Genomic DNA, 24,793 nt, shown 5'->3' on the forward strand with positions numbered 1-24,793 from the left:
AAGAAGGTTAGGTCAGGAACGTCGCATCGTTGGCAATGGCGTTGCAGTAACCGTCGCCCCCCATCCGGAAATACAGGGGCGAGGCATGGACGATGGCCAGGAAGGCCCCGAACAGATGCGCCGGCAGCGTGAGCGTGCCGATCGCCTCGCGAGATGCAATGCTGAAGCTGGGCGCCGGCAGATCGGGTGCCAGAGAAAAGCCGATCAGCAAGGTGGTATGGGTCTGCCCCGCCTTATTGCCCGTCAGCTCGATGGAGCCGACACAACGCTCCACCGTGTAGACCCCGTTGGAGCAGGCTTCATGGCCTGCGTGCGCGGCCACGCGAAACGCCCTGGCCTTGATAATGCCGCCCACTTGCCAGTCGGTCGAGAGATCGACCGGCGCGAAGGGATGGGTTTTTCCTCGGGGTCGGGAATGGGGAAGAAATTCTTGCATGGTGAACAACAGGGCATGCAGGCATACCGCTAATTTGGGTTGACGCATCCGGCCATGCCGGTACGCGCGGATTTCTTCCAGTGCCTTGTGGCCACACCGGGCCGCAAAGCTGCGAACGAATGGCCTGCGGGTTGGGCCTGGCCTCACACAGCAGGAGGATCGGTCTCCCGCTCAGGATGGCGATGGCGGGCAATGCCCTGGATGAAGGCCCCGAAGTCCGCTGGCGTGGAACCCAGGAACAGCCCGGGATCGGGATCTCCCGAAGGCAGCGTCGACGGGATCTGGGCCTTGAGCATCAAGGCCGAGGACGCGGGCATGACCAGGATGGTCTTGCAATGCCGGTGCTGGTCCTTGAGGAACTCCATCGTGTGGCCGTCGGTCGCCAGCATCCGCACACCCTCTTCCCCATCGGGCAGCGCCAGCGCATCGAACAGGAAGCCCGGTTCGTTCTCCAGCGATGCATCCGCGTCGATGGCTACCTGGTCGGCCGTCTTCACCGGACCAATGCGGGGCGCCACGAAGCGCGGCACGGCGCCCTGCGCAAACAGGGCCGCGTGCAGTTCCACGGCGCTCTGACCGACGATGCCATCGGCCACCAGGATGGCAATCTTTCGCCCCTGGATGCTGCCGTCGCCAGGGCGTGCAAGCAGTGACAGTGCGGGCGAAGCTGCCACCTCGGGCTTGGGCGGCTTGGCCAGGGCCCGGGGCATGGCGTCCGGCAAGGCCGCCATGCCGATGCCGGTGGCGACCTGCCGGGCCAGGTCATCCGACACGTTGCGCAGCGAGGAGACCATGCGCTCACGGATCGCCGGCACCGTGACCTTGCTCAGCTCGAAGCGGAAGGCGGCGGCGATGTGGGCCTGCTCTACCGCGGTCTGGCTGTCGAAGAACAAGGTGGCCTGGGTGTAGTGGTCGGCAAACTTCTCGGGCTTGGCACGCACCTTGCCCTGGGCTTCCTTGGCCTCGATGCGGGCGGGCACAGAGACAAAACCCTGCGCTGCCCCGGCCTGGAACGGGCAACCACCCCCTAGCGAGTTCGGCTCGTACGCCACCTTGCCGCGATGGATGGCCTGGCGGTGCATGCCGTCGCGCTGGTTGTTGTGCACCGGGGCGATGGGCGAGTTGATGGGCAGCTCGTGGAAGTTGGGTCCGCCCAGTCGCGAGATCTGCGTGTCCACGTAGGAGTGGATGCGGCCCGCCAACAGGGGGTCGTTGGAGAAGTCGATGCCCGGCACCACGTGCGCAGTGCAGAAGGCCACCTGCTCGGTCTCTGCAAAGAAGTTGTCGGGGTTGCGGTTGAGCACCATGCGGCCGATGGGGCGGATGGGCACCAGCTCCTCGGGGATCAGCTTGGTGGCATCCAGGATGTCGAAGCTGAACGCGTCGCCCTGCTCTTCCGTGAACACCTGCACGCCGAGTTCGAACTCGGGGTAGGCGCCGCCCTCGATGCGCTCCCACAGGTCGCGGCGATGGTAATCCGGATCGGCGCCGGAAATCTTCACCGCCTCGTCCCACACCAGCGAATGGGTGCCGGCCTTGGGAGTCCAATGGAATTTGACGAACACCGACTCGCCCGCCGCATTCACGAAGCGGAAGCTGTGCACACCGAAGCCCTGCATGGTGGCATAGCTGCGTGGAATGCCGCGGTCGGACATCACCCACATCAGCATGTGGGTGGACTCGGGCATGAGCGAGACGAAATCCCAGAAGGTGTCGTGCGCGCTGGCGGCCTGCGGCATCTGGTGGTGCGGCTCGGGCTTGACGGCATGCACCAGGTCCGGAAATTTCATCGCATCCTGGATGAAGAACACGGGCATGTTGTTGCCCACCAGGTCCCAGTTGCCTTCGTCGGTGTAGAACTTGACAGCAAAGCCGCGCACGTCGCGCGCCGTGTCCTTGGAGCCGCGTTCGCCCTGCACGGTGGAAAAGCGCACGAACACCGGGGTGACCTTGCCGGCCTCCTTGAACGGTGCGGCGCGCGTGAGGTCCGTCAGGGGTTTGTAGCACTCGAAGAAGCCATGGGCGCCCGAGCCCCGGGCATGCACGATGCGTTCCGGAATGCGCTCATGGTCGAAGTGCGTGATCTTCTCGCGCAGGATGAAGTCCTCGAGCAGTACTGGGCCGCGCTCGCCGTACTTGAGCGAGTTCTGGTTGTCGGCTATGGGCACGCCCTGGTTGGTGGTGAGCACCTGGCCGGCGGAATCGACACGCACGCGGTCCAGCGGCGCGATGGTGGCGTTCACGCCTTCTGGCGCCACCGTGCCGGTCTTGGCGCTGCTGTTTTCCTCGGAGACAGTGCTGCCCGATGGCAGGCGCGAAGCCGGCTCGGCAGTGGCGCCCTGCGCGGGGTTCACGCCGTTGGCAAAGCCGTGCTCGCCGGCCTTGTTGGGGTTGTAGGGCCTGGCGGCGACAAGGTCGTTGGTCTGTATCGCCCTGGCGGACAGCGCATCGACAGCGCCCGCCATGGCAGAGGGTGCACTGTCGGTATTTCTGGCGGGCGCAGCATCTGCGCTTTTCTTGCCGGCCTTGGCGCTCTTGGGGTCTTGGATCATGGGGAACCTTGCTTCAGGTGATGGAAAATTGGCGAGAAGCTTCAGGGTAGGCGCATGGCCTCACGAAGATGTAGGACACACGCTGCAGTTGGCCTGACCGCATGGCTGCATGTACACCACTGGCGGGCTGTCGACCACGTGCAGCATGGCTTACCGACGATTGCGGGGCGCCGGACTGCGACGACAGACGAGCGCCTGTCCTACGACGGGCAATGGGCAGCTCAACTGTCTGAAGCGTCTTCCGTCTTGAACAGGCCGCGGATGTTCATAGCCGCCAGGCAGACTTGCAGTGCGATCAATGCAATCGCATGGGAGTGCACGCCCCAGGCCACCCACAGCAGGTTGCTGCCCAGAAACACCCAGAATCCTGCGTTGCGGCGCCGGGACTCCTTGGAGCCCACCAGCCACGCAGCCAGCACCGAGGCGGCGAAGGCCGGCCACTGTATCCAGTCAAGCCAATCGTTCATGGGGCAGGTCTTTCGTCACCCAAGCAGGGCAGGCAGCGCCGTCAGCGTGGTCCCCAGCTGCAGCAGCGTGGCGCCAAAGCCGGCTGGCGCACGGAACTGCTTGCGCGCACTGGTCGTCACGCGGGTGGCAGAGGTCCAGGCGATGGACAGACCGCGTTCCTGCAGCCGATGCACGAGGGCCACGTCCTCCCCCGTGGCCAGGGGCTCGAAGCCGCCGACCTCGCTGTAGGCCTGCGCTGTGAGCCCCAGGTTGGCACCGTGGATGTGCCGGTGACCGTCGCGGTCCTGGTAGAGCGCATCGAACTGCGCGCGCACGGCATCGCCATGCGTGCCCCAGTCGCGCACCTGCACGGTGCCGCACACGGCATCGGCCTGCTGGCACAACTGCTGCGCAATCCAGGTGGAGGCCACCTCGCTGTCTGCATCGGTGAAGGCCAGCCAGCGCGCACCGGCCGCCAGTGCCAGATGCGCGCCAATGGCCCGTGCCGTGCCGACGTTGCGAGCCTGGCAGTCCACGGTGCGCGCGCCCAGTGCGGCAGCAATGCCCTGGGTGCCATCGCTGCAATCGTCCAGGACCACGATCACCAGCACGGCTTCGCCCATCAGATCGGGGCAGGCCGAGGCGGCCGCCAGCGAACGCAGGCAGGCCCCGATGTGGTCCTCTTCATTGTGGGCCGGGACGATGACGGCAATCATGTGCGGGCCCCGCCCGGCGCTTGTCGCAGAGCGTGTGTGGGGGCCGGCTTCATTCCGAGGACTCTGAAGACGGCGCGGCCGTGACCAGGGTCGCCTTGGGTGCCGGCTGCACCTGTGCCTGCACCGCACCGGCCGTGGTGGGCCAGAACCCAGGATCCATGCTATTTGCCAGCACCAGCGCCAGCACCACCAGGGCCCCCGCCACTTCGGCGTACAGAAGGCCACGGCTTTCCCATGGCGAAACGGGCTGCGGGAATTCGCCGGCAGGGCGGCGGACGGAGGTGGCGGGCGGGGGCTGGGTGGTCACGGCATGCTCCTTGTCAGGTGGGTGGCTGAAAGTAACCTTTGGCCTGCGCCGGGCTTGTCAGACAGCATCCTCAAGCGTTGTCATGCACGCAAAAAATGGGCCTTGCAGCCTGCGGTCCCGTGCTTGGGCACCTGTCCCACAACGCAGGCCGCCACGGGCCGACCAGGCACCGCGCGCACTGCCGCGACAGTGGTGGGATCGAACCATACAAGGGCCGAGCGCATGCCAGTTTCCCCCAACCGCCAGGCCACCATCCCCCGCCCGCCCACCACGACCCATGCACTGGCCGCTGCCTTGCCCGGCATGGCCACTTTGCCGATTGCAGCCCAACTGCGGCACCTGGCAGGCCAGGGCCTGGCCCACCTGCCGCAGCCCGGCACGGGCAGCACCCTGCAGCGCTGGCAGGCCCTGAGCCGCGTGGCGCAGCACAGCCTGGCCCTGGCCAAGCTGTATGAAGGGCACACCGATGCACTGGCCATCCTGCACGAGCTGGGCGCTGACCGCAGCCGTGCAGGAGAAACCTGGGCCATGTGGGCTGCCGAGGCGCCCGGTCAGCGGGTGCAGGTTCAGCCACAGGGCGGCAACAGACAGGCCACGTTGTCCGGCGCCAAGGCCTGGTGCTCGGGCGCGCAGGGCGTCAGCCACGCGCTGCTGACCGCATGGCTGCCCGGGGAGGACCAGAGCCAGCTCGTCGCCGTGGACCTCAGCCACCCCAGCATCCGCATGGACACCGGCACCTGGCAGGCCGTGGGCATGGCCGACACCTTGAGTGCGGAAGTCTCTTTCGACGGCACGCCCGCCGTGCTGGTCGGCGAACCCGGTGACTACCTGCACCGGCCCGGCTTCTGGCACGGGGGCGCTGGCATTGCGGCCTGCTGGTACGGCGGTACGCTGGCGGTAGCCGATGCGCTCTACCGCGGCATGCGCGGCATGCCGGCCGAGCACCCAGGCCATGCCTACCGCGCCGCAGCCTTCGGCAAGGTGGACCGCGTGCTCGCGGGCGTGGCCGCGCTGCTGCACGGCAGCGCCGACTGGATCGATGCGCACCCGCATGCGGACGCCATGGCGGTGGCCCTGCGCGTGCGCCAGGCGGCCGAAGCCGGGGCCCGCTGCGTGCAGGACGAAACCGGCCGCGCACTGGGGGCAACACCCTACTGCCGCGATGCGGCGCTTGCACGTGCCGCGGCCGACCTGCCGGTCTTCATCCGCCAAAGCCACGGGGACCGCGACGACGCAGCCCTGGCCCGCGCCGTGCTGGCGCAAGAGGACTACCCATGGGCGCTGTGAACCACCCCGCCCCGGTGCAGGACCTGGCCCACGCCACCCGCTTCATCAGCGCGCCGCGCGTGGACGCGCGGTTCTGGCAGTCCTGGCTCTGCGAGGAAGGCATAGAGCGCGTGCCCGCCAATGCGCTCGTGGGCAAATGGCAGCGCCTGGTGGTGGTGGCGCCGCACCCCGACGACGAGATCCTGGCCTGTGGTGCCCTGCTCCACTCCCATGTGGCGCAGGGCGGCACCTGCCTGGTGGTGGCGGTGACCGATGGCGAAGCCAGCCATGCCGACGCGGCAGGGCACGATGCACAGGCCCTCGCCCGGGCACGCCAGCAGGAAAGCGCTGCGGGTCTGCAGCGCCTGGCGGTACCGGCGCAGGCCGTGACCCGTCTGGGCCTGCCCGATGGCAAGCTGCTGCACCGCGCCGAGGAACTTCAGGCGCAGTTGGCGGCGCTGATCCACCCGTCGGACGTGGTGCTGACCACCTGGCGGCTCGACGGGCATCCCGACCACGAGGCCTGTGGCCGCGCCTGCGCGCAGACCTGCCAGGCCAACGGCGCCACGCTCATCGAGGCGCCGGTGTGGATGTGGCACTGGGCCGAACCCTGGGACCCGCAGGTGGACTGGACCCGCCTGACCGGCGTGGGCATCGACGCCGACACCCTCGCGCGCAAGCTCCACGCGTTGGCCGCGCACCGCTCGCAGCTCACGCCCCGCTCGCCCACCCTGCCCCCGGTGCTGGACGCCGCGCTCATCGAGCGTGCCGGCTGGGATGCCGAATACTTCTTTACCAGCAGGCAACCACCATGATCGCCAAGGCCCCGCAAAACCTGTTCGACCCGCTGTTCGCCCGTGGCCCCGACCCCTGGCACTTCGAGGGCAGCTGGTACGAGGCGCGCAAGCGCGACCTGCTGCTGGCCAGCCTGCCGCGCCCGCGCTATGCATCGGTGTTCGAGCCCGGCTGTGCGGGCGGCTTCGTCTCCGAGCAGCTGGCCCAACGCTGCGACCGGCTGCTGGCCTGGGACGGCTCCCGGCGGGCGGTGGCCTACGCGGCCGACCGGTTGAAACCCCATGCGCACGCCGAAGCCGCGCACGGCTGGGTGCCGGACCAATGGCCCGACGGCCACTTCGACCTCATCGTGCTCGGAGAACTGCTGTACTACCTGACGGAGCGCGACATCGAGCGCCTGGCGCAGCGCTGCCGCACCACGCTGCTCGCCAGCGGACCCGAGGCCACGGTGGTTGCCTGCCACTGGCTGCACCCGTTCGAGGGTTTTCCGCTGGGCGGCGCGCGCGTGCATGCCATCCTGCACGAGCAGCTGCAGATTCCGCGGGTGGCGCAGTGGCACGATGCAGACTTTGGACTGGAGCTGTGGTCCGCCGATCCGCAAAGCACGGCCCAGCGGGAAGGGCGCAGGGACTGAGCCAGCCGGCGTTCAGGCCAGCGCCTGCAGCAGCAGGTGCGGCTGCAGCGGCTTGCCCAGGTGCTGGTCGAAGCCTGCGGCGAGCGCACGGTCACGGTCCTGCGGGCGGGCAAAGGCCGTGAGCGCGATGGCGCGCAGCCGCGGTCGTCCCGCAGCCGCCTCCATCTCGCGCACCTTGGCGATCAGGTCGTAGCCATCGCGGCCCGGCAGGCCGATGTCGCTCACGAACAGATCGGGCCACGCCATCTCGAACTGGGCAATGGCGGTCTCGTAGCTATCGGCCACGCGCACGCTGGCACCCTCGTCGGTGAGCACGATGCTGAGCATCTCGCTGGTATCGGCGTTGTCGTCCACGACCAGGATGTCCTTGCCCTGCAGCAGGCGCACTTCGCGGGCCTGCGGAATGGCCTGCACGTCGCCGTCGCTCGCCGGCGCCTCCTCGTAGGCGACCAGCAGGCGCGCCGTCATTGCCGTACCCTTGCCGGCCCCCGCGCTGCTGGCCGAAATGGTGCCCCCGTGCAGGTCGACCAGGTGCTTGACGATGGACAGGCCCAGCCCCAGACCGCCGTGGGCGCGGTTTCCCGGCGCGCCGCTTTGCGTGAAGCGCTGGAACAGATAGGGCAGAAATCCCACCTCTATGCCTGCACCGTGGTCCTGCACAACGAGGATCAGTTCATCTGCCTCCCGCCGCAGGCGCAACTGGACCGTACCGCCTTTTTCCGAGAACTTGATGGCATTGGTCACCAGGTTCCACACGATCTGCTGGAAGCGTGTGATATCGAGCCAGGCAGGCTCGTCCGTATCGTCACAAGTCACTTCGAGGGTGATGTTCCTGGCCAACGCCAGGTCGCGCAATGCATCGAGCGAGATGCGCACGAGTTCCACCGGGTTGGCCCACTCGCGGTGCAGGCGCAGCTTGCCCGATGCGATGCGCGAGACGTCAAGGATGTCGGAGATGATGCGCCCCTGCGCCTTGGCACCGCGCTCGATGGCATCGATGCCTCGCGCCAGCGTGTCGGCGTTGGTGTTCGGGCGCTTGAGCATGTGCACCCACCCGGTGATCAGCGTGAGCGGGGTGCGCAACTCGTGCGAGAGCACGGCCACGAAGTCGTCCTTGGTGCGGCTGTGCCGCTCCGCCAGAACGCGCGCTGCCTGTTCGCGCTCGAGCAGCTCCTCGCGTCGGCGTTCGAAGTCGATGCGCTCTGACAGGTCGGACGCAATGCCGATGCGGATGCCCCGCTCCACATGGTTGGACATGCTCCATTCGAGCAGCATTTCCTGCCCATCGCCGCGGATCAGCGGAAATTCGCCCTGCCAGTTGGCGTCGGCAGGGCTCAGCATGCGGCCCTGCACGAAATCCTTCCAGGCCTCGGGCGCGAACGAGGTCACTGCCAGCCCGACCAGTTCAGCGCGGCTGCGCTGAAACAGCACTTCGGCGGCGGGATTCACGTCGGCGAAACAGCCTGCCGAATCGACCAGCATCATGGCCACAGGGGCTTGGTCATAGATGGCACGAAAGCGGATTTCACTGCGGCGCAGATCCTCTTCCGCAGTGCGTGCGCGTATCAGCGCCTGCAGCGTGGCCACCATCAGCGGCGGCTCGGCGGGATGCACCATGTAGGCGTCTGCGCCGGCATTGAGCCCCGCTACCTTGTGCTCGCTTTGCATGTAGGTGGCGGACAGGTGGATGATGGGCGTGAACTCGGTGCGCGCATCCGCGCGCAGAACCCGGCACACCTCGAAGCCATCCATGTCCGGCAGGTGCACGTCCAGCACCACGGCCGAGACGTTGAGCTTGGCCGCTTCGATGGCTGCGCCGCCCGTCGCGGCCTCTTCCGTCTGGAAACCCGCGGCGCGGATGACGCGCGCTGTGGCATACCGGGTTACCGGATTGTCGTCAACCACCAGCACGGTGTGCCGGCTGCGGTCGATCGTGGGAAGGATGATGGCGGGGTTGGTCATGGATCAGGCCTGCACGCGGCCGCCGGCAGCGGCAGGTGACAGTTCCACGGGGACGATGACGGAGAAGACGGAGCCCTCGCCCACCACGCTGCGCACGTCGATGGAGCCCCCCAGCAGCGTCGCCAGCTGCTTGGACAAGGCCAGGCCCAGGCCGGTTCCGCGCAGGGGCTTGCGCACCGGGGCCTCTACCTGCGAAAAATCGTTGAACAGCACCGGCAGGTGCTCCGGCGCGATGCCGATGCCGGTGTCCGACACGGCGAAGCGCACCATGCCCTCGCCTTCCAACGTCACCGATACCCGCACCTCGCCGCGAGCGGTGAACTTGAGCGCGTTGGAGATGAAATTGCGCAAGATCTGCGAGAGCTTGCGGTCGTCGTTGTACAGGCGCGACAGGCCGACCGGCTCCTCGAACACCAGGCTGAGGTCCTGGTTTTCCACAATGGGCTTGAACATGCCGCGCAGGGCCGTGAACAGGTCCATCATCTCGAACCATGCGGGCGAAACGTCGAGCCGGCCGGCCTCGATCTTGGCAAGGTCGAGCAGGTCGTCGACCATGCTCGAAAACTCCTCGGAAGTGGTCTGGATAAAGCGCACCTGGCGCTCCTGCTCCTCGGTCAGAGGGCCATCCACCCGGTCGAGCAGCAAGCGCACCAGGCTCAAGGTGGCGCCAATGGGCGTGCGGAACTCGTGGCTCATGTACGACAGAAACCTGCTCTTGAGCTGGGTGGCGTGCTTGAGCTGCTCGGCCTGCTCGTCGAGCTCTGCGTAGAGCGCCACCACGCCGCGGTTGGTTTCCTCGAGCTCTTCCCGCAGGGCCTGCATTTCGGACTGCAGGGCCTCGACTTCGGCCTGGCTTTGCTCCAGCTGGGCTTTCATATCGTCACTCAAGCGTGTCTCCCTGTTTTACCACCAGCACGGTGGCGTCATCGCGGCCCCGGCTCTGCTGCCACAACAAGGCCGCGGCAATCAGCGTGGGGTCGCGCTGCAGCAGCGGCACCACTTCCTCGGACTTCCAGCGCGAGGCAATGCCATCGCTGTGCACCACAGCCACCGCGTGGTCGGGCAGTACCAGCCGCGCCACCTCGGTCTTGCGCACCTGCACGCCCACGGTACCATGCTGGGTCACCATGGAGCGGTCGAACACGCCCGAGATGATGCGCCCCATCACGTTGCCAGCACCAGCGTACTCCAGTCGGGACGAAGACTCTATCCGCATGGCGAACAATGCCGCCCCGCGCGTGGTCTGCAGCCCGGTGTGGACGTCCTGCACCAGACGGTCGAGCGGTACGAAGGGATCGCCGGCAAACACCTCCAGCGCCGCCTCGGCCGCGGCGGCGGCATGGGGACCATGGCCCAGGCCGTCTGCCAGCACCGCCGACACCGTGCCGTTGTCGATGGCCACGGCCCAGCCATCGCCGCACACCGTTTCTCCAGGTGCCGCGACGCTCACGGCACCCCACTGGCGCTCAGGCCTTGCCGCGTGCCCGGTGGCGCGCACGCGCACCACGCATACCGTGCCCCGCGCGGTGGAGTGGATGTCGAACCCGCTGGCAAGCCGGCGTATGGCCCCCAGGCCGGTGCCGGGCGAGCCCGATCCGGTCGACACGCCGTCCTGGAAGGAGCGCTGCACATCCTCCATGCCGGGGCCCTTGTCCAGCGCCAGTATCTCCACCTCCTGCGCTGCGGGCAGCGCAGCTATCCACAACTCGCCCTGCACCGCGTGGCGAACGAGGTTGGTGCCCAGCTCGGTGGCAATGAGGGACAGGCGTCCTGCATCCACCTCGCTCCAGCCCCAGCCCTCGACGGTCCTGGCGCAAAAGCGACGGACGTCACCGACGCAACTGGCATCCGTCATGCGAAAGGGCCGGTGGCTCCACCCGCGTGTCACTTCCACTTGGTGATGCTCACGCGGGTGCCCTGGCCGGGCGCAGATTCGACCGAGAAGTCGCTGACCAGCCGCTTGCTGCCGGGCAGGCCCAGGCCCATGCCCCCACCCGAGGTCCAGCCATCGGTCATGGCCAGCTTCATGTCGGCGATGCCGGGGCCTTCGTCCTCGAAATGCAAGGCCAGACCGGTCTTGGTCCCGGCTTCGACCACTTCCCAGCGCATGCGGCCGCCGCCGCCATGGATGAGGGTGTTGCGCGAGAGCTCGCTCGCGGCGGTGATCATCTTGGTCTGTTCGACCAGCGAGAACTTGAGCAGTTGGCACAGCGAGCGCACGGCCTGCCGGCTGGCCACGATGTGCTGCTCACTCTGAAGCGGCAGCGTGCCGGTGCGTTCAATCGACAAAGCCGCTCTCCTCGCGTGCGCGCTGCAGCAAGGCCAGGCCGCGCTCCACGTTGAGTGCAGTCTTCACGCCTTCGAGCGAGAGGCCCAGTTCCACCAGCGTGATGGCCACGGCCGGCTGCATGCCCACCACGACGGTGGTGGCAGAGAGGATGCGGGCAATGCCCGAGATGCTGGCCAGCATGCGTCCCACGAAGGAGTCCACGATCTCGAGCGCCGAGATGTCGATCATCACGCCGCTGGCTCCGCTCTTGGCGATGCGGTCGGCCAGGTCGTCCTGCAATGCCAGAGCGGTCTGGTCCTGCATGTCCACCTGGATGGTGACCAGCAGGGTTGCGCCCATGCGCAGTATCGGTATGCGTTCCATGTGCGCTACCGCTCAGGCGACCTGGCGGGTGATGCGCCAGCCCGTGCGCTGCAGCGCCAGCGACAGCGCGTCGGCCAGCGAGGCCTTGGTGCTGATGCCCTGCAGGTCGATGCCCAGGTGCACGATGGTCTGCGCGATCTGCGGGCGGATGCCGCTGATGATGCAGTCCGCCCCCATGAGGCGGATCGCCGTCACGGTCTTGAGCAGGTGCTGGGCGACCAGGGTGTCCACCGTGGGCACGCCGGTGATGTCGATGATGGCCAGCTCCGAGCCCGTGTCCACGATCTTCTGCAGCAGCGTCTCCATCACGATCTGCGTGCGGTTGCTGTCGAGCGTACCGATCATGGGCACCGCAAGAACACCCTCCCAGAGCTTGACCACCGGGGTGGACAGTTCCAGCAGCTCTTCCTGCTGGCGCGTGATGATCTCCTCGCGCGCACGTTGGAAGGTGGTGGCCGTGAACTGGGCCATGCCGTCCACCAGCTTGGTCACGCTCCAGAAAGCGGATGCCAGTTGCGCATTTTCGATGCCTTCGCGCCGATGCAGAGCGGTGAGCAATGGCTTCTTGAGCGCCAGCACGAAGACGCTGGTCTCGCCGACGCTCTGGCCCTGCGCAGCACCCGAGCGCGACAGGTCCGACAGCACCTGCTGCAATGCGGACCACTTGGGATCGGTGAAGGAATCGATGCTGGCGCCATTGCGCAACGCGTGCGCCATTGCCAACGCGACCTCCCCTGCATCCGCCGTGGCTGACCGAGGAAGGCTGGCGTTGCCGGCCTTAGCTTCCTCTATCCATTCCTGGACCAAAGCGGTCCTCTTGTCATCTTGCAGTGCGTCGAGGATCTGAGTGCTCTGGGTATTCATGAAGCTTTCACCAATAAAAGGCCGCTATGCCCGCATAAGGGCTTGGCCAGGGATGTAAATCATTGTAGGTGCCGATCCTGCCACCTCTGCAGGATGGGCGTGCGCGAAGCGCACTTTGCGCTGTTGTCCTACGTTGCAAACGGTGGCAACTGCGGGATTTAACGTGCCAATTGCGACCCGCGCCCTATCTCTCCAACCAAGCTTGCACGTGAGGCCCCAATACCACGTGGGTCGGAACGCCTCAGTGCTCAGGCCATTGCCACGCGATTGCGCCCCGCCTGCTTGGCACCATAGAGCGCCGCGTCTGCACGGGCATACAGGCCGCAGGCGTTTTCGCCGCCCATCAGCGTCGCGACGCCCACGCTGACCGTGGCAGAAGAGGCCTGCGACCATGGCGCCTGGGACACCGCCACGCGCATGCGTTCCGCGACCTCGACTGCGTCGGGCATGTTCGTGTTCGGGAGCAGTATGGCGAACTCCTCGCCACCCACGCGGGCAACCACATCGATGACCCGGGCACCCGCGCTCAGAATGCAGCCAATCTGCTTGAGCACCTCATCTCCGCCCGCATGGCCCAGGCTGTCGTTGATGCGCTTGAAATGGTCTACGTCCAACATCAGCAGGCTCAATGGTGAACTGCGCCGCTCCACGATAGCCAACTCAAGCGCCAGGCTGTGGTCGAAAGCGCGCCGGTTGAGCAGGCCAGTGAGCGAGTCCTTCGTGGCCAGTTCGGCCAGAGCGCGGTTGAGCTCGTCCACCCGCTGCAGCTGCTCCAGCAGGCGCCGGTTGAGCGCATCCGATTCGCGCACGGCCCTGCGCAGCTGGATTTCACGCATCGCAGAATGCGCCAGTTCGACCAGGACTTCGATGTCGGTCTCCGTCCACTGCCTGGGCTCAAAATCCACCGCGCAGAAACTGCCCAGCACCTGCCCCTGGGCAGTCACCAGAGGGATGCCGGCATAGGCACGCACCCCCAGCGAGCGGACAGTGGGGACGTCGCAGAAGCCCGCCAATTGCGTGACATCGGGGAGCACCAACGGCCCATCAGACACCATGGCGTAGTGGCAAAACGAACGCCCCTCCAGCTGGCGCGTGGTGTTCAGAGGCTCGCCCAGGCCGAAGGCGCTTTTGTAGAAGTCCCGGCTGGAGTCCAGCAGTGAAACGAAGGTGACGGGAGCCCCCGTGAGTCTGGCCGCAAGGCGGGTCAGCCGGTCAAAGCTCTCTTCGGGCGGTGTGTCCAGAAGGCCGGTGTCCCGGACCGCCGCGACACGCCCCGAATCCATCAACGCCACCAGGATGCTGGCTTCGTCTGCGGGAACGGGAGACGGAGTTTCCATGGGATTCAGCACCTTGTAAAAGTGCCGGGACGTTACACGATCATCCGAAGCCGCGCCCGTTGGCACGCAAAGCCCCTGAATACCTTTGAGGGCGCTGGAGATCTCTTTGTTGCCATGCAATGGCGAGCGGATCTGCGGGGTATTCAGCCCATGCCCCACGTCCCCACCCAGGGCTGACACACTCGGCATTTCGGAGGCAAACATGTTGATACAACTGATCTACGCGAGCCGCTGCTCGCGCGTGCTGGGGCCTGCAGATGTCAAGGACATCCTGGGTGCATCGCAGCGCAACAACACCCGCGCGGGCGTCACGGGCGCGCTGTGCCTGAACAACGGCATCTTTCTGCAGTTGCTTGAAGGCGACCGTGCTGCAGTGAATGCGCTGTACCACCGACTGCTCAAGGATGACCGCCACCGCGACACGGCGATCCTGGACTTGAGCGAAATCCTGCACCGCCGCTTCACGGGCTGGTCCATGGGGCTGATTGCATCACTGGAAACCAACCGGCAGCTGTTTCTCAAATACTCCGGCACTGCGGATTTCGACCCCTACACCATGGGCACGGCAAGCTTGCGCAGCTTCTTTGAAGAGATCCTGCAGAACGTGCGCTGGCTGGAGTAGCGCAGCGCAAGGACCTCGACCCTCATCGGCGGATCTTTTCGAGAGAAAGCCGCTGGCCGTGGCGCGCCCTACCGGCTGGCGTGCCGAATGAGCCCCTGAGCGCCCACGCACCTGGCAGCCCTGCAGGCAGTGCCTTCCCACAGGCACTGCCCCGGCCGCAAGCCCATGCCTCTACTATCGGGTAAATAGAATATACCAATCAGTCACTTTATGACCAATTGGTAAATTCATGATGAAATGTAAACACCCATGCGACGGCGGACGCGCTGTCGACATGCCGGTTTTTCCGTCGTCATCACCGTCCACCCCCTCTGAGGCACTCTTCAATGCATACGTGGAAAATCAGTCACCGTCTCATGGCCGGCTTTGGCCTGGTGATTCTGGCCTTGCTGGGCATGTCGATCTACAGCGTGCTCATCGCGCGAGGCATCGACAGCGCATTGACTGCCAATGCGACGCAGAACGCAGCCATCCAGCGTGCAGCCATCAACTTTCGGGGCTCGGCCCATGACCGCTCCATTGCCGTGCGCGATGTGGTGTTGGCGCCCAGCGAAGAGGCGCTCAGGAAAGAGGTCGAATCCATTGCGCGGCTGGCAGATTTCTACGCCCAGTCGGGCGCTCAGCTGGATGCGGTAATCAAGGCTGCCAGCCAGGTCCCCCCGGAGGTCGGACCCATGGTCCAGGCACTCAAGGACATCGAGGCACGCACCGTGGCCACTACCGGCAAAGTGGTGGCACTCACGCAGGCAGGCGATCGCGCAGGTGCGCAGGCACTGCTCTGGGAACAGGCGAAGCCGCAGTATGAACAGTGGCTGGCAGCCGCCAACAAGCTGATCGACTACGAGGAGGCCCGCATCATCAAGAACAGCAACACCGCCAACCAGGATGCCAGCCAGTTCACCGGCGTGATGCTGTCCATCACCTTGCTGGCCGTGCTTATCAGCGTGGCAGCCACGGTGACGGTCTCTCGCAGCATCGGTCGCGAGTTGGGGGCGGAGCCCAGCGAAGTGCGGGCGGTGGTGCAATCCATTGAACAGGGCAACCTCACGGTCGCTGTGCATGTGATGCCGGGGGATACCGGCAGCGTGATGGTGGCGGTGAGGGACATGCAGCAGCGTTTCCACGAACTGGTGTCGGCAGTGCGCGACAACATCCAGCAACTGCGCGTCGCCAGCGACCACATCAGCAGCGGCAACCGGAACCTGGGCAACCGGACCGAACAGGCCGCCAGCAGCCTGGAACAAACGGCTGCCAGCATGGAAGAACTCACCGCCACCGTGCGCCAGAGCGCCGACTCGGCTCGCCAGGCCAACCAGTTGGCCACGGCGGCGGCCGGCACCGCCACCAAGGGCGGCGAGGTCATGCAGCAGGTGGTCAGTACCATGCAGGACATCCACCAGAGCAGCAAGAAGATCGCCGACATCATTGGGGTGATCGATGGCATCGCTTTCCAGACCAACATCCTGGCACTCAATGCGGCGGTCGAAGCCGCGCGGGCGGGGGAACAGGGGCGCGGCTTCGCCGTGGTGGCATCCGAAGTGCGCAGTCTGGCCCAGCGCAGTGCCGCTGCAGCCAAGGAGATCAAGACGCTGATCCAGAACAGCGTCGAGAAGGTGGATTCAGGCACCCAACTGGTGGCCAATGCAGGCGCGACGATGGGTGAAATCGTCCAGGGTGTTCAGCGCGTCAATGGCATCATCGGCGAGATCAGCACCGCCGCCGCAGAGCAAAGCGACGGCATTTCACAGGTGAACGTGGCGGTTACCCAGCTGGACCAGATGACCCAGCAAAACGGTGCTCTCGTCGGCGAGAGCACCACGGCCGCAGAGAATCTGCGCGAGCAGGCACGGCGCCTGGCCGAACTCGTGGCGGTGTTCCAGGTCGCTGGCGGTGGCGCAGCAGACAACGCGGGCACCTACAGCCCACAAGGCGCTCCCGGCACCCTGCAGTCAGCGCACAGACCCCGTATTGCAAGGTGAGGTGAAGGAGCCTTGGGGCGGGACAATCTCCACGCCCAAGCCTTCATTGAGAAAAAGAATAAAAATTTGCAATTTAATAAAAAAAGGCAATATAATCGAGGCTGTTGCAGTGAAGGCTCTTGACGAAAGCTTGCACCGCAACGCTCGCTGGATGGCTCCCCGCCCCCGGCTTGCGCCTTCTGCGACCCTTGTCGCCCGTGTTGGTCTGTAGAGCTGCAGCCAACCGCGTTTGTTGATGCTCACGCAGGCTTACGGGCCTGTGATCCTGACTGAATCAGATTTCCAAAACCGCCATTTCCATGGGCAAGTTCGTCGTATCGCCCGCGACACACCCGACCGACTGCGGCAATTTCCGCGCCTCATTCTCGGTCCATCGATCCCAGGGCAACGGCAGCTACTGCCGCGTGTTCCGCTTCGACAAAGCGTTTGCCTCTCGCGAGGCCGCGCGGCTTTTTGCCGTCACCCAGGGCTGGCTGCAAACCTGCATGCCGCACCCCCCCACGTGTTGATGCTCTGCTGACCGCAGAACCCATCCATCCCTCCCCGGTGCGGCTGACTGCCGTTCCGCACACCTGTATCCCAACGGTGCGTCACTCGTTGCGCGCCTTCTTAAGAAAGGCTCTTTCATGAGCAGCAAAATCTACGTGGGCAACCTGCCCTACTCTGTGACCGACTCCACCCTGGAAAGCAATTTCTCCGAGTTCGGCAACGTCACCTCGGCCAAGGTCATGATGGACCGTGAAACCGGCCGCTCCAAGGGCTTCGGCTTTGTGGAAATGGCATCGGCCGAAGTCGCCCAAGCCGCCATCACCGGCCTGCACGGCATGTCTGTCGATGGCCGCTCGATCGTCGTGAACCTGGCGCGCCCTCGTGAAGAGCGCAGCAGTGGCTCGGGTGGTTACGGCGCGGGCGGCTACAGTGCCAGCAATCGCGTGGAAACCGGCTATGGCAACGGTGGCCACGGCGGTGGACGCTACTGATCTCACAGATCTGTGCAAAAAACCGGCTCTTTCGAGCCGGTTTTTTTTCGTCCGGGCTTTGGCGTGTCAGTGCAGCCGACGCCGGTTGCTTGGGGCTCCGGCTCCCGCAAGAGGCGATGGCAGGCCTGCTTCAACAAGCGCAGACGTGCGCTGCACGCGCCGTACCGCATCACGCGCGAGAAGGTAGGCGTCAGTTTGCAGCTGCGACAGGTAGCGCATCGATGAACCACTGCGCCGGCCCGTACCAGGGGACGAATCGTCTCTTCCCGAAGAGGGAGATGGGGAATGCGAATTCATGGTCAAACTCCTTTCTTGGCAAGTGAGCCGGGTGCTCGTGGTGGGTGGTGCAAAGCCTGCGAAATGATAGGAAATCGCCGCCAGAATTTCAAGATCGGGCGCCAAATGTGCTGGCATCTAGCTCGGCGATGGAGCGAAAAGCCGGCCTGGCAAACAGATAGCCCTGCATCAGGTGGATGCCCGTATCGCGCAGGAAATCGCGCTCCGCAGGCGTCTCGATGCCTTCTGCAATCACCTCTATGCCCATGTCCTTGCACAGGGACACCAGGCTGCGCACAATGGCTTGTCGCGCGCGATTGGCGTCCACGTTGCGGATCAGGTCCATGTCGATCTTGATGATGTCGGGCTGGAAGTCCGACAGCAGCTTCATCCCCGCATACCCCGCCCCGAAATCGTCGATGGCAGTCTTGAACCCGCAGCGCTGGTACTCGCGCAAGATGGAAGCGAACCAGGGCCCGTCCTGCACGCGCTCGCCCTCGGTCACCTCGAAGATGATCTGGTCGAGCGGAAAGTGGTGGATTCGGGCGGCCTCCAGCGTCGTGCGGATGCACACCTCGGGTTTGTAAATGGCGTTGGGCAAGAAGTTGATGGACACCGGCTCGCGTATGCCCAGCTCGCTCGCCCCCTTGATGGCCTTGACCCGACAGGCCTGGTCGAAGCGGTAGCGGTTGCCGTCGTTGACCTGGGACAGCACGCTCATGGCGCCCTCGCCTGCGGGCCCGCGCACCAGGGCTTCGTGCGCGAACACGGTGCGACGCTCCAGATCCACGATGGGCTGGTAGGCATAGTCGAACTGAAAACCCAGCCTTTCGGCTTTGCCGCAGTCCTCACAGTCCTGCCGCGTGCCTTGCAGCGGGATGAAATCGGTGGGAAAACCAGGATTCACGTTGGGTGGGAGCAGCATCGTTGCAGTTTAAGGGCCCACAAAGGCTGGTGCTGATTTGGGTTTTTGCCATGGCAGCCACCCAGCCAATAGCGCGACCGTCGCTTTGCAACTGCGCGGGTCAGACCACCCCCGCGACCAGACCGTGGTCGAACGCCTCCTGTGCAGTGAGGTACCAGTCCTTTTCCAGCACCCTTTTTTCAACATCCTGGACGGTCAGTGAGCAGCCTTGCACCAGTTGCGCAAAACCCTGGGTCTGCAATCGCTGACCCGACTCGATCTCGGCAAGCACGTCGTTGATCTTGGCGCGGCAACTGCGCAAGGCGCCGTCCAGCGTGATCTGTCGTGTCATCTTGCGCTCGTGGATGAGCAGCTCGCAATCGCGCGTCAGGAAGCGGTGGCTGCGGGGCACGCCGGACATGATGGTGATGCCGGCGGAGAACACATAGGTCTTGCCCAGAAAGAAGATTTCGGTGCCCGCTTTCTGCCACAGGCGCAGCTCTTCGGCGATGCGCCGGCCCGACTCGGCATCGCCGCCTGAGGTGCTCAGCTCGAACACGATGGGGGCATCCGTCTTGGCCTCTGACTGCTGCCGAAAGAACTCGGACAGCATGCTTTCATTCACGTTGCCGAACAGGCGGATATCGGGTGCGAGAGAGGGTAGGGATTTCATTCAGGTAGAGGGGATGGGTGTGCAGGAGCTGGGAAATACCGAGCGTAAAGCCCCACGGCAACAGGGCTGTAGGACGCGCCCCCGACCTCTGAGCAAGTCGGAACATGCTCAATCGCTGCGGCTGCTCCTACGTCCGCTGCGAGGCCGCGCCTACAGTGTCCGTGCGCGCGCCGCCCAATGATCAAGGCCCCCACTACTTACGGAGCCCAAGATGCCCACCACCCCAGCCCGCCGCGAGAAAGATGCCTGCGACCTGCTCGATGCAGACCACAAGGCCGTCAAGAAGATGTTCAAGGAATACGAGGAACTCATGGAGTCCAAAGCGCGCCCTGCCAAACAGAAGCGCCTGGAACTCGCGGCACAGATCTGCAAGGAATTGACCGTGCACGCGCAGATCGAGGAAGAGATCTTCTACCCCGCCGTGCGTGCCGCCATCAAGGAGACCGACCTGCTGGCCGAAGCCGAGGTGGAACACCAGACCGCCAAGGACCTGATCGCGCAGATTGAGGCCGCCACCGAGGTGAACGAGCAATACGACGCCAAGGTCATCGTGCTGGGCGAGTACATTGACCACCACGTCAAGGAAGAGCGCAACGAGATGTTCCCCAAGGCCCGCGCTGCGAAGAAGCTCGACCTGGTCGCCCTGCGCGATGCACTCGAGGCACGCAAGGCCGAGCTCATGGAGCCGGAACTGGCGCCTGCCTGATCGCCGGCCTTCCCAGACAAGGGCCCCTCGCGGGGCCCTTTTCGTTTCAAGGCCGCGCCGTTGGCGCGGACCGATGGGCCCGCACCGCCTTGGCGCGTTGGCGCTCCTCGAACCATGACACGGCCGCCTCGCGCACTGCGAACAGACCGCCCAGCGCCACGACCAGAGCGAAGCCCGTGGCCAACGGAACACCCGCCTCTTGCAGCCCCTGTTCGCGCGTGGGCGCCGCAAGGGGATGGCCCTGTGGATGGGTACCGCCAGCCGCCGGCAGGGGCTGCGGGTCCTGGCTTTTCATCGGGGTCTCGGGCGCCTCGGTGGGGATCTCGTGGCGGTGGGACCCGTATTCGGTGGCGTAGACCTTGGTGAACTCGGCACCCAGCAGGAAGATCTGCGCGGCGTAATACACCCAGATCAGGATGATGGCGATGGAGCCGGCCGCGGCATAGGTGGAGCTGATGCCGGCCTTGCCCACGTACAGCCCGATCAGCACCTTGCCCAGTTCGAACAGCGCTGCCGTGACGGCGGCGCCCACCCAGACATCGCTCCAGGCGATGCGCGTGGAGGGCATGAGCTTGAAGATCATGGCGAACAGCAGGGTCTCGACCACGACCGAAATCGCCATGTTGAGCCCCTGCAGCACGATCTCCCAGCCCGGCAGCAGGGCCGAGAACCAGGTGCCCAGCGCGGCCACGGCGGCGCTCACGGCCAGCGAGGCCATGAGCAGGAAGGCGAGCCCCAGGATCAGGCCGAACGACAGGAAGCGCGCGCGCAGCAGGCCCCACAGGCCGCTGGGCTTGGCCTTTTCGGGCACATGCCAGATGCGGTCGAGCGCGCTCTGGATCTCGGCAAACACCGTGGTCGCGCCCACGACCAGAAAAACGATGGAAATGCCGCTGGCGACCACGCCCTCGGTGGGCTCGCGCGCGCTGCTGACCAGGCCCTGGATGGCGGCCGCGCCATCGCTGCCCACCAGGCCCGATATCTGGCCCTGCAGTGCGCCGCGCACCGCCTCCTCGCCAAACACATAGCCCGCGATCGCGATCACGATGACCAGCAGCGGCGCAATGGAGAACGCCGTGTAGTACGAGATGGCGGCCCCCATGCTGGGGGCGTAGTCGTCCACCCAGGCCATGGCGGTTTTCTTGCAGATGTCGAACAGGGTGGAGGGCTTCATGGTGGGCGGGTGCAGTGTCTGGGCCATTTGTACCTGCGGATCAGCCCCCTGCGTGTAGGCAAGGAGCGCGGCCCTCGTCCGCTCTGACGGGGGGCATCCGAATGGCGGGTGGGTGGGGGCCCCGCCGGAGTGAACGCGAAGGGCTTGCACTCCTACATACGCCAACGGATCGCACGCATAAATTGGATCCTTTGCCCTGAAGGAGAACCATGACAGCCGTATCCGAAGTGATGACCCGTGGCGTGCGCAGCCTGGCGCCGACCGACAACGTGCTGCTGGCAGCCCAGGCCATGGAAGAGCTCAACGTGGGAGCCATCCCCGTGTGCGAAGGTAATCGGCTGGTGGGCATGGTGACCGACCGCGACATCGTGCTGCGCTTGGTGGCACAGGAGCGCAATGCCGGGACGACCCAGCTCAAGGACGTGATGACCACCGACGTGCAATGGACCCGCGAGGGCGAATCGATCGATGAGGTGTTGCAGCAGATGTCGCGCGCACAAATCCGCCGCCTGCCGGTGTTGGGCGACGACAAGCGCCTGGTGGGCATTCTTTCGCTGGGCGACGTGGCGGTGAAAGAGCGTGGGGAGGCCCTGGACGTGGCCGCCTCCCTGTCCGGTATTTCCGCACCGGCCCGGCCGGACCGCTCAGGTCAATCCTAATCCACCTGCCGCACCCCTCTGCAGGCCGGAAAGGTAGAGCAGCCCCAGAACGCCCCCCCGGCATTGTTGCCAGTGCGCGCGATGCGGCGGACCATGCCGCAACCGCACTTGGGGCAGCCGGGCTGGGTGCCGCTGGCGGTGACGCTGGCCAAGGCACCTGCGGCCGCCCGGGCCGGCGCAGCCGCCGGGGGTGGCGCCGGTTCGTGGTGCACCCCGCCATGGGCGGCGATGACCGCCGCCACCGCCGAGCGCGACTGCTGCGCCTGCTGCAGCATGGCCAGCAGGCGCGGCCCATCCACCAGCTGCAGGTTGCGCCCCTGGGTGAAAAGCTTTGCATCGTTGGTGAAGCGCCCCGAAGTCACCACGAAGCCACCCGTGGCACCCCGCGCAGCCATCACACCATAGAGCTCGCGCACGGTCTCCACGCCCACCTTGAAGGCCTTCCACTGCTTGCACTGCACGAAGAATGTCTCGCCGCCCCGGGTCAGCACCAGGTCCACGCCGCCGTCGGGCCCGCCACCACCAGTCTCGGTCACCTGAAAGCCCTGCAGGCGGTAGGCCTCGCCCACCAGCATCTCGAACTCGGTCCAGGACATGCCGTCGATGGTGCTCGCGGCGGGGGCCTGCGCCACTGCATCCACCAGGGCCCGGCGCTGGCGGCGGCGCCAGACCGACAGGGAGGCGCCGGCCAGGCAGACCACAGGCACCACGTACTGGGCTATCGTGGCCAGGCCGCCGATCAGTGCGCCCTGCACCAGGGCCCCGATCTGGCCGGGCCTGGCCGCCGCCGGCTGGCCGAAGGACGCCGCCAGCTGGCTGAACAGCAGGTAGCTGAGCACTGCCAGCCCCAGGCCGGCCCACCAGGGCAGCAGGGCGACGAGGTCCATGGTGTCTTCCAGGGGGCTGGTTTTGGTGCGCCGTGCCATGGTGGTGTGCCTCCTCGTTATGGGTATGTGCCGCACCATTATTCGAAACAGAGGGATCTTGACCAGCTTTGAATTGCACGCAGCCGGCCGCGCGTACCGCGCCACTATTTCTCTTGACGCCCCGCCCGCGCGCCCAGACCATCGCGCACTGGCAGTCGCCTGCGGCCGCTGCACCACCGGGAGCGCGATCGACATGCCTGCAGCGACCTACAAGGCACCCTACTTCCCCATCGTCTACGTGCGCGGCTACGCGATGGCGCAGGGCGAGATCGACCAGACCACGGCCGACCCGTTCTGCGGCTTCAACGTGGGGTCGACCGTGCACCGCGCCGTGCCGGATCGGCGCAGCAAGCCGCGCAAGCACGTGTTTGAGTCGCCGCTGGTGCGGCTGGCATCGGAGTACGGCTATGCCGACGTCTACGAGGACGGCTACGACATCGTGGACCCCGAGTGGGAGACCACGGCCGACGGCAAGCCCACGGGCAATGTGCTCTCGGGGCAGAGCATCATCATCTTTCGCTACTACGACAGCGCCTCGACCCTGCTGGGCGACGGGCAGACACCGGACATCGAGGACTTTGCCAAGGAGCTGAGCCAGCTTTTGGCCCGCGTGCGCGATCTGGTCTGCGGCAACCCGGCGAACGCGGTGGCGCCTGCGGACTTTCGCTGCTATCTGGTGGCGCATTCCATGGGCGGGCTGGTGTGCCGCGCCATGCTGCAGAACCCGGCACTCGACTCCCAGCGCATGCGGCCCCACGTGGACAAGTTCTTCACCTACGCCACGCCGCACAACGGCATCGACGTGGCGGGCATCAACGCGCCGGCCTGGCTGTCCACCACCGACATCAACAACTTCAACCGCGGCAAGCGCATGGTGCAGTACCTGGACCTGGCGGGCGCGTACGCCACGCACCAGCGCGTCGACCTGCTGCCCGAAGCCCTGTTCCCCGCAAGCCGGGTGTTCTGCATGGTGGGCACCAACCGGCTGGACTACGAGGCGGCGGCCGGCCTGTCGCGCACCTTCGTGGGCAATGGCAGCGACGGGCTGGTGCGCATCGAGAATGCCACGCTGCACGGCCTGAAAGCAGATGGCACGCTGGGCGAGCCCTGTGCCAAGGCGTTTGCCTACCGTGCGCATTCGGGCTTCTACGGCATCGTGAACAGCGAGGAAGCGTTCCAGAACCTGGCGCGCTTCCTGTTCGGCGACGTGCGCGTGGACCTGTGGGCGGACATCGAGGACGTGCGCCTGCCCACGGCCGTGCAGGCCCAGGTGGATGCCGGCCACAAGGTCAATGCGCTCTACCAGATGGAGCTGCGCGCCTCGCCCCGCGGCAAGCTGTGGTACCTGACCCGGCGCACCGCCGAGGAGGATTCGGTCGCCTGCATGGCCCATGCCCAGTGGCAAAGCGACCGCCACCACTACCTGTCGAGCGTGTTCCTGGCCAACAGCGCGCGCGTGAACCCGCGCCGCCGCTCGCTGGCCTACGGGCTGGAGTTCGGGGTGCGCGCACCCGACTACGAGATCGAGCGGCGCCTGTGGATCAACGAGCACTACGAGGGTGGCTACCTGTTTCGCAATGCGCTGATCCTGGAGATGGAGCCCCCACCCGACAACGCCACGCCCTGGAAGGTGAAGTACTCCTGGCAGGGCACGGGCATGGTGCAGGCGCAGACCGTGCTCGACGTGCAGCCGCTGGGCGACGGCCGGGTGGAGGTGGTCATCCCCTTCGACAGCCACACCGTGGACGGCCGGGGCACGCACAAGCCGGCCCACCCGGGCGTGCGCGGGCAATTGCGCTTCGTGATATCGGCCTGGAACCCCTGACGCCGTTCGACAGGCGCCAAAAGCCCGCCCCCGCTGCCATGGCAATAAACAAGGCGGTTTTTTGAACGGCCCATGGTAAAAGTCGAGGCACATCATTGGC

Annotated in this window: 26 protein-coding genes; 10 read left to right on the plus strand and 16 right to left on the minus strand. The window is 65.9% G+C overall.

From position 1 onward, the window contains the following. Positions 1–7: 7 nt before the first annotated feature. The 5 genes from AC07PA_RS28150 to AC07PA_RS28170 all read right to left on the minus strand — a co-directional run bounded on the left by AC07PA_RS28150 (position 8) and on the right by AC07PA_RS28170 (position 4,458). Positions 8–436 carry a hypothetical protein gene (locus AC07PA_RS28150; RefSeq protein ID WP_007857161.1) on the minus strand — a complete coding sequence of 143 codons (429 nt, stop codon included), beginning with the start codon at positions 434–436 and terminating at the stop codon, positions 8–10. Positions 437–579: 143 nt separating this feature from the next. Continuing rightward, positions 580–2,988, minus strand: a complete 2,409-nt coding sequence (locus tag AC07PA_RS28155) for a catalase (protein ID WP_494608025.1) — start codon at positions 2,986–2,988, stop codon at positions 580–582. 221 nt (positions 2,989–3,209) lie between these two features. Then, positions 3,210–3,455, minus strand: a complete 246-nt coding sequence (locus tag AC07PA_RS28160) for a hypothetical protein (RefSeq protein ID WP_494608023.1) — start codon at positions 3,453–3,455, stop codon at positions 3,210–3,212. 15 nt (positions 3,456–3,470) lie between these two features. Then, positions 3,471–4,151 (minus strand): glycosyltransferase family 2 protein, encoded by a 681-nt coding sequence (locus AC07PA_RS28165; protein WP_494608021.1) that lies wholly within the window; start codon positions 4,149–4,151, stop codon positions 3,471–3,473. A 49-nt stretch (positions 4,152–4,200) separates the two neighbouring features. After that, positions 4,201–4,458, minus strand: a complete 258-nt coding sequence (locus AC07PA_RS28170; protein ID WP_494608020.1) for a hypothetical protein — start codon at positions 4,456–4,458, stop codon at positions 4,201–4,203. 222 nt (positions 4,459–4,680) lie between these two features. On the opposite strand from AC07PA_RS28170, the gene AC07PA_RS28175 reads away from it, so the two are divergent. The 3 genes from AC07PA_RS28175 to AC07PA_RS28185 are packed head-to-tail and all read left to right on the plus strand — an operon-like array spanning position 4,681 to position 7,153. Then, complete coding sequence (locus AC07PA_RS28175; RefSeq protein WP_494608018.1) at positions 4,681–5,745, plus strand: acyl-CoA dehydrogenase family protein; 1,065 nt, start codon at positions 4,681–4,683, stop codon at positions 5,743–5,745. After that, positions 5,733–6,539 (plus strand): PIG-L deacetylase family protein, encoded by an 807-nt coding sequence (locus AC07PA_RS28180; protein ID WP_494608016.1) that lies wholly within the window; start codon positions 5,733–5,735, stop codon positions 6,537–6,539. The genes AC07PA_RS28175 and AC07PA_RS28180 overlap by 13 nt, the downstream gene beginning before the upstream one ends. Continuing rightward, positions 6,536–7,153 carry a class I SAM-dependent methyltransferase gene (locus AC07PA_RS28185; RefSeq protein ID WP_494608014.1) on the plus strand — a complete coding sequence of 206 codons (618 nt, stop codon included), beginning with the start codon at positions 6,536–6,538 and terminating at the stop codon, positions 7,151–7,153. Before AC07PA_RS28180 ends, AC07PA_RS28185 begins: the two co-directional genes overlap by 4 nt. A 12-nt stretch (positions 7,154–7,165) precedes the next feature. On the opposite strand, the gene AC07PA_RS28190 is transcribed toward AC07PA_RS28185, so the two are convergent. From AC07PA_RS28190 to AC07PA_RS28220, 7 genes are all read right to left on the minus strand, one after another. Then, positions 7,166–9,115 (minus strand): hybrid sensor histidine kinase/response regulator, encoded by a 1,950-nt coding sequence (locus AC07PA_RS28190; RefSeq protein WP_494608012.1) that lies wholly within the window; start codon positions 9,113–9,115, stop codon positions 7,166–7,168. A 3-nt stretch (positions 9,116–9,118) separates the two neighbouring features. Then, the gene (locus AC07PA_RS28195) at positions 9,119–9,991 is read right to left on the minus strand and encodes a sensor histidine kinase (RefSeq protein ID WP_007857170.1); all 873 of its coding nucleotides are present in this window, start codon (positions 9,989–9,991) and stop codon (positions 9,119–9,121) included. 4 nt (positions 9,992–9,995) lie between these two features. After that, on the minus strand, positions 9,996–10,970 hold the full coding sequence (locus AC07PA_RS28200) for an ATP-binding protein (RefSeq protein WP_007857171.1): 975 nt from the start codon (positions 10,968–10,970) through the stop codon (positions 9,996–9,998). Positions 10,971–10,999: 29 nt separating this feature from the next. Further along, complete coding sequence (locus tag AC07PA_RS28205) at positions 11,000–11,404, minus strand: anti-sigma regulatory factor (protein ID WP_007857172.1); 405 nt, start codon at positions 11,402–11,404, stop codon at positions 11,000–11,002. After that, on the minus strand, positions 11,394–11,768 hold the full coding sequence (locus AC07PA_RS28210; protein ID WP_494608009.1) for an STAS domain-containing protein: 375 nt from the start codon (positions 11,766–11,768) through the stop codon (positions 11,394–11,396). Before AC07PA_RS28210 ends, AC07PA_RS28205 begins: the two co-directional genes overlap by 11 nt. 12 nt (positions 11,769–11,780) lie before the next feature. Next, positions 11,781–12,632 carry an STAS domain-containing protein gene (locus AC07PA_RS28215; RefSeq protein ID WP_494608007.1) on the minus strand — a complete coding sequence of 284 codons (852 nt, stop codon included), beginning with the start codon at positions 12,630–12,632 and terminating at the stop codon, positions 11,781–11,783. Positions 12,633–12,880: 248 nt separating this feature from the next. Then, on the minus strand, positions 12,881–14,173 hold the full coding sequence (locus tag AC07PA_RS28220; RefSeq protein ID WP_494608005.1) for a sensor domain-containing diguanylate cyclase: 1,293 nt from the start codon (positions 14,171–14,173) through the stop codon (positions 12,881–12,883). Between AC07PA_RS28220 and AC07PA_RS28225 the strand changes: the two genes are divergently transcribed. The 4 genes from AC07PA_RS28225 to rbp all read left to right on the plus strand — a co-directional run bounded on the left by AC07PA_RS28225 (position 14,172) and on the right by rbp (position 17,550). Continuing rightward, positions 14,172–14,591, plus strand: a complete 420-nt coding sequence (locus tag AC07PA_RS28225) for a BLUF domain-containing protein (protein ID WP_494608003.1) — start codon at positions 14,172–14,174, stop codon at positions 14,589–14,591. The genes AC07PA_RS28220 and AC07PA_RS28225 overlap by 2 nt on opposite strands. A gap of 326 nt (positions 14,592–14,917) precedes the next feature. After that, positions 14,918–16,570: a methyl-accepting chemotaxis protein gene (locus tag AC07PA_RS28230; protein ID WP_494608001.1), complete on the plus strand. Its 1,653-nt coding sequence runs from the start codon at positions 14,918–14,920 to the stop codon at positions 16,568–16,570. A gap of 299 nt (positions 16,571–16,869) precedes the next feature. After that, positions 16,870–17,079 (plus strand): hypothetical protein, encoded by a 210-nt coding sequence (locus AC07PA_RS28235; protein ID WP_007857184.1) that lies wholly within the window; start codon positions 16,870–16,872, stop codon positions 17,077–17,079. 117 nt (positions 17,080–17,196) lie between these two features. Then, on the plus strand, positions 17,197–17,550 hold the full coding sequence (gene rbp, locus AC07PA_RS28240) for an RNA-binding regulator (RefSeq protein WP_007857185.1): 354 nt from the start codon (positions 17,197–17,199) through the stop codon (positions 17,548–17,550). Positions 17,551–17,935: 385 nt separating this feature from the next. On the opposite strand, the gene AC07PA_RS28245 is transcribed toward rbp, so the two are convergent. Both AC07PA_RS28245 and AC07PA_RS28250 read right to left on the minus strand, forming a co-directional pair. Then, complete coding sequence (locus AC07PA_RS28245; protein WP_494607998.1) at positions 17,936–18,751, minus strand: EAL domain-containing protein; 816 nt, start codon at positions 18,749–18,751, stop codon at positions 17,936–17,938. Positions 18,752–18,851: 100 nt separating this feature from the next. Beyond that, positions 18,852–19,403 (minus strand): ATP-dependent Clp protease proteolytic subunit, encoded by a 552-nt coding sequence (locus AC07PA_RS28250; protein WP_494607996.1) that lies wholly within the window; start codon positions 19,401–19,403, stop codon positions 18,852–18,854. Between the two features lie 211 nt (positions 19,404–19,614). Here AC07PA_RS28250 and AC07PA_RS28255 point away from each other — a divergent pair, with 211 nt between their 5' ends. Then, the gene (locus AC07PA_RS28255) at positions 19,615–20,109 is read left to right on the plus strand and encodes a hemerythrin domain-containing protein (RefSeq protein ID WP_007857189.1); all 495 of its coding nucleotides are present in this window, start codon (positions 19,615–19,617) and stop codon (positions 20,107–20,109) included. Between the two features lie 46 nt (positions 20,110–20,155). Here the strand turns inward: AC07PA_RS28255 and AC07PA_RS28260 are convergent, their stop codons facing one another. Beyond that, positions 20,156–21,283 (minus strand): YihY/virulence factor BrkB family protein, encoded by a 1,128-nt coding sequence (locus tag AC07PA_RS28260; protein WP_494607994.1) that lies wholly within the window; start codon positions 21,281–21,283, stop codon positions 20,156–20,158. Between the two features lie 209 nt (positions 21,284–21,492). On the opposite strand from AC07PA_RS28260, the gene AC07PA_RS28265 reads away from it, so the two are divergent. After that, complete coding sequence (locus AC07PA_RS28265; RefSeq protein ID WP_494607992.1) at positions 21,493–21,942, plus strand: CBS domain-containing protein; 450 nt, start codon at positions 21,493–21,495, stop codon at positions 21,940–21,942. Here the strand turns inward: AC07PA_RS28265 and AC07PA_RS28270 are convergent. After that, the gene (locus AC07PA_RS28270; protein ID WP_494607990.1) at positions 21,939–22,868 is read right to left on the minus strand and encodes a restriction endonuclease; all 930 of its coding nucleotides are present in this window, start codon (positions 22,866–22,868) and stop codon (positions 21,939–21,941) included. The two genes, AC07PA_RS28265 and AC07PA_RS28270, sit on opposite strands and share 4 nt — an antisense overlap. A 193-nt stretch (positions 22,869–23,061) precedes the next feature. On the opposite strand from AC07PA_RS28270, the gene AC07PA_RS28275 reads away from it, so the two are divergent. After that, positions 23,062–24,693: an esterase/lipase family protein gene (locus AC07PA_RS28275; protein ID WP_494607988.1), complete on the plus strand. Its 1,632-nt coding sequence runs from the start codon at positions 23,062–23,064 to the stop codon at positions 24,691–24,693. Positions 24,694–24,793: the final 100 nt, after the last annotated feature.

This window comes from Acidovorax sp. GW821-FHT09B03, assembly GCF_059418305.1.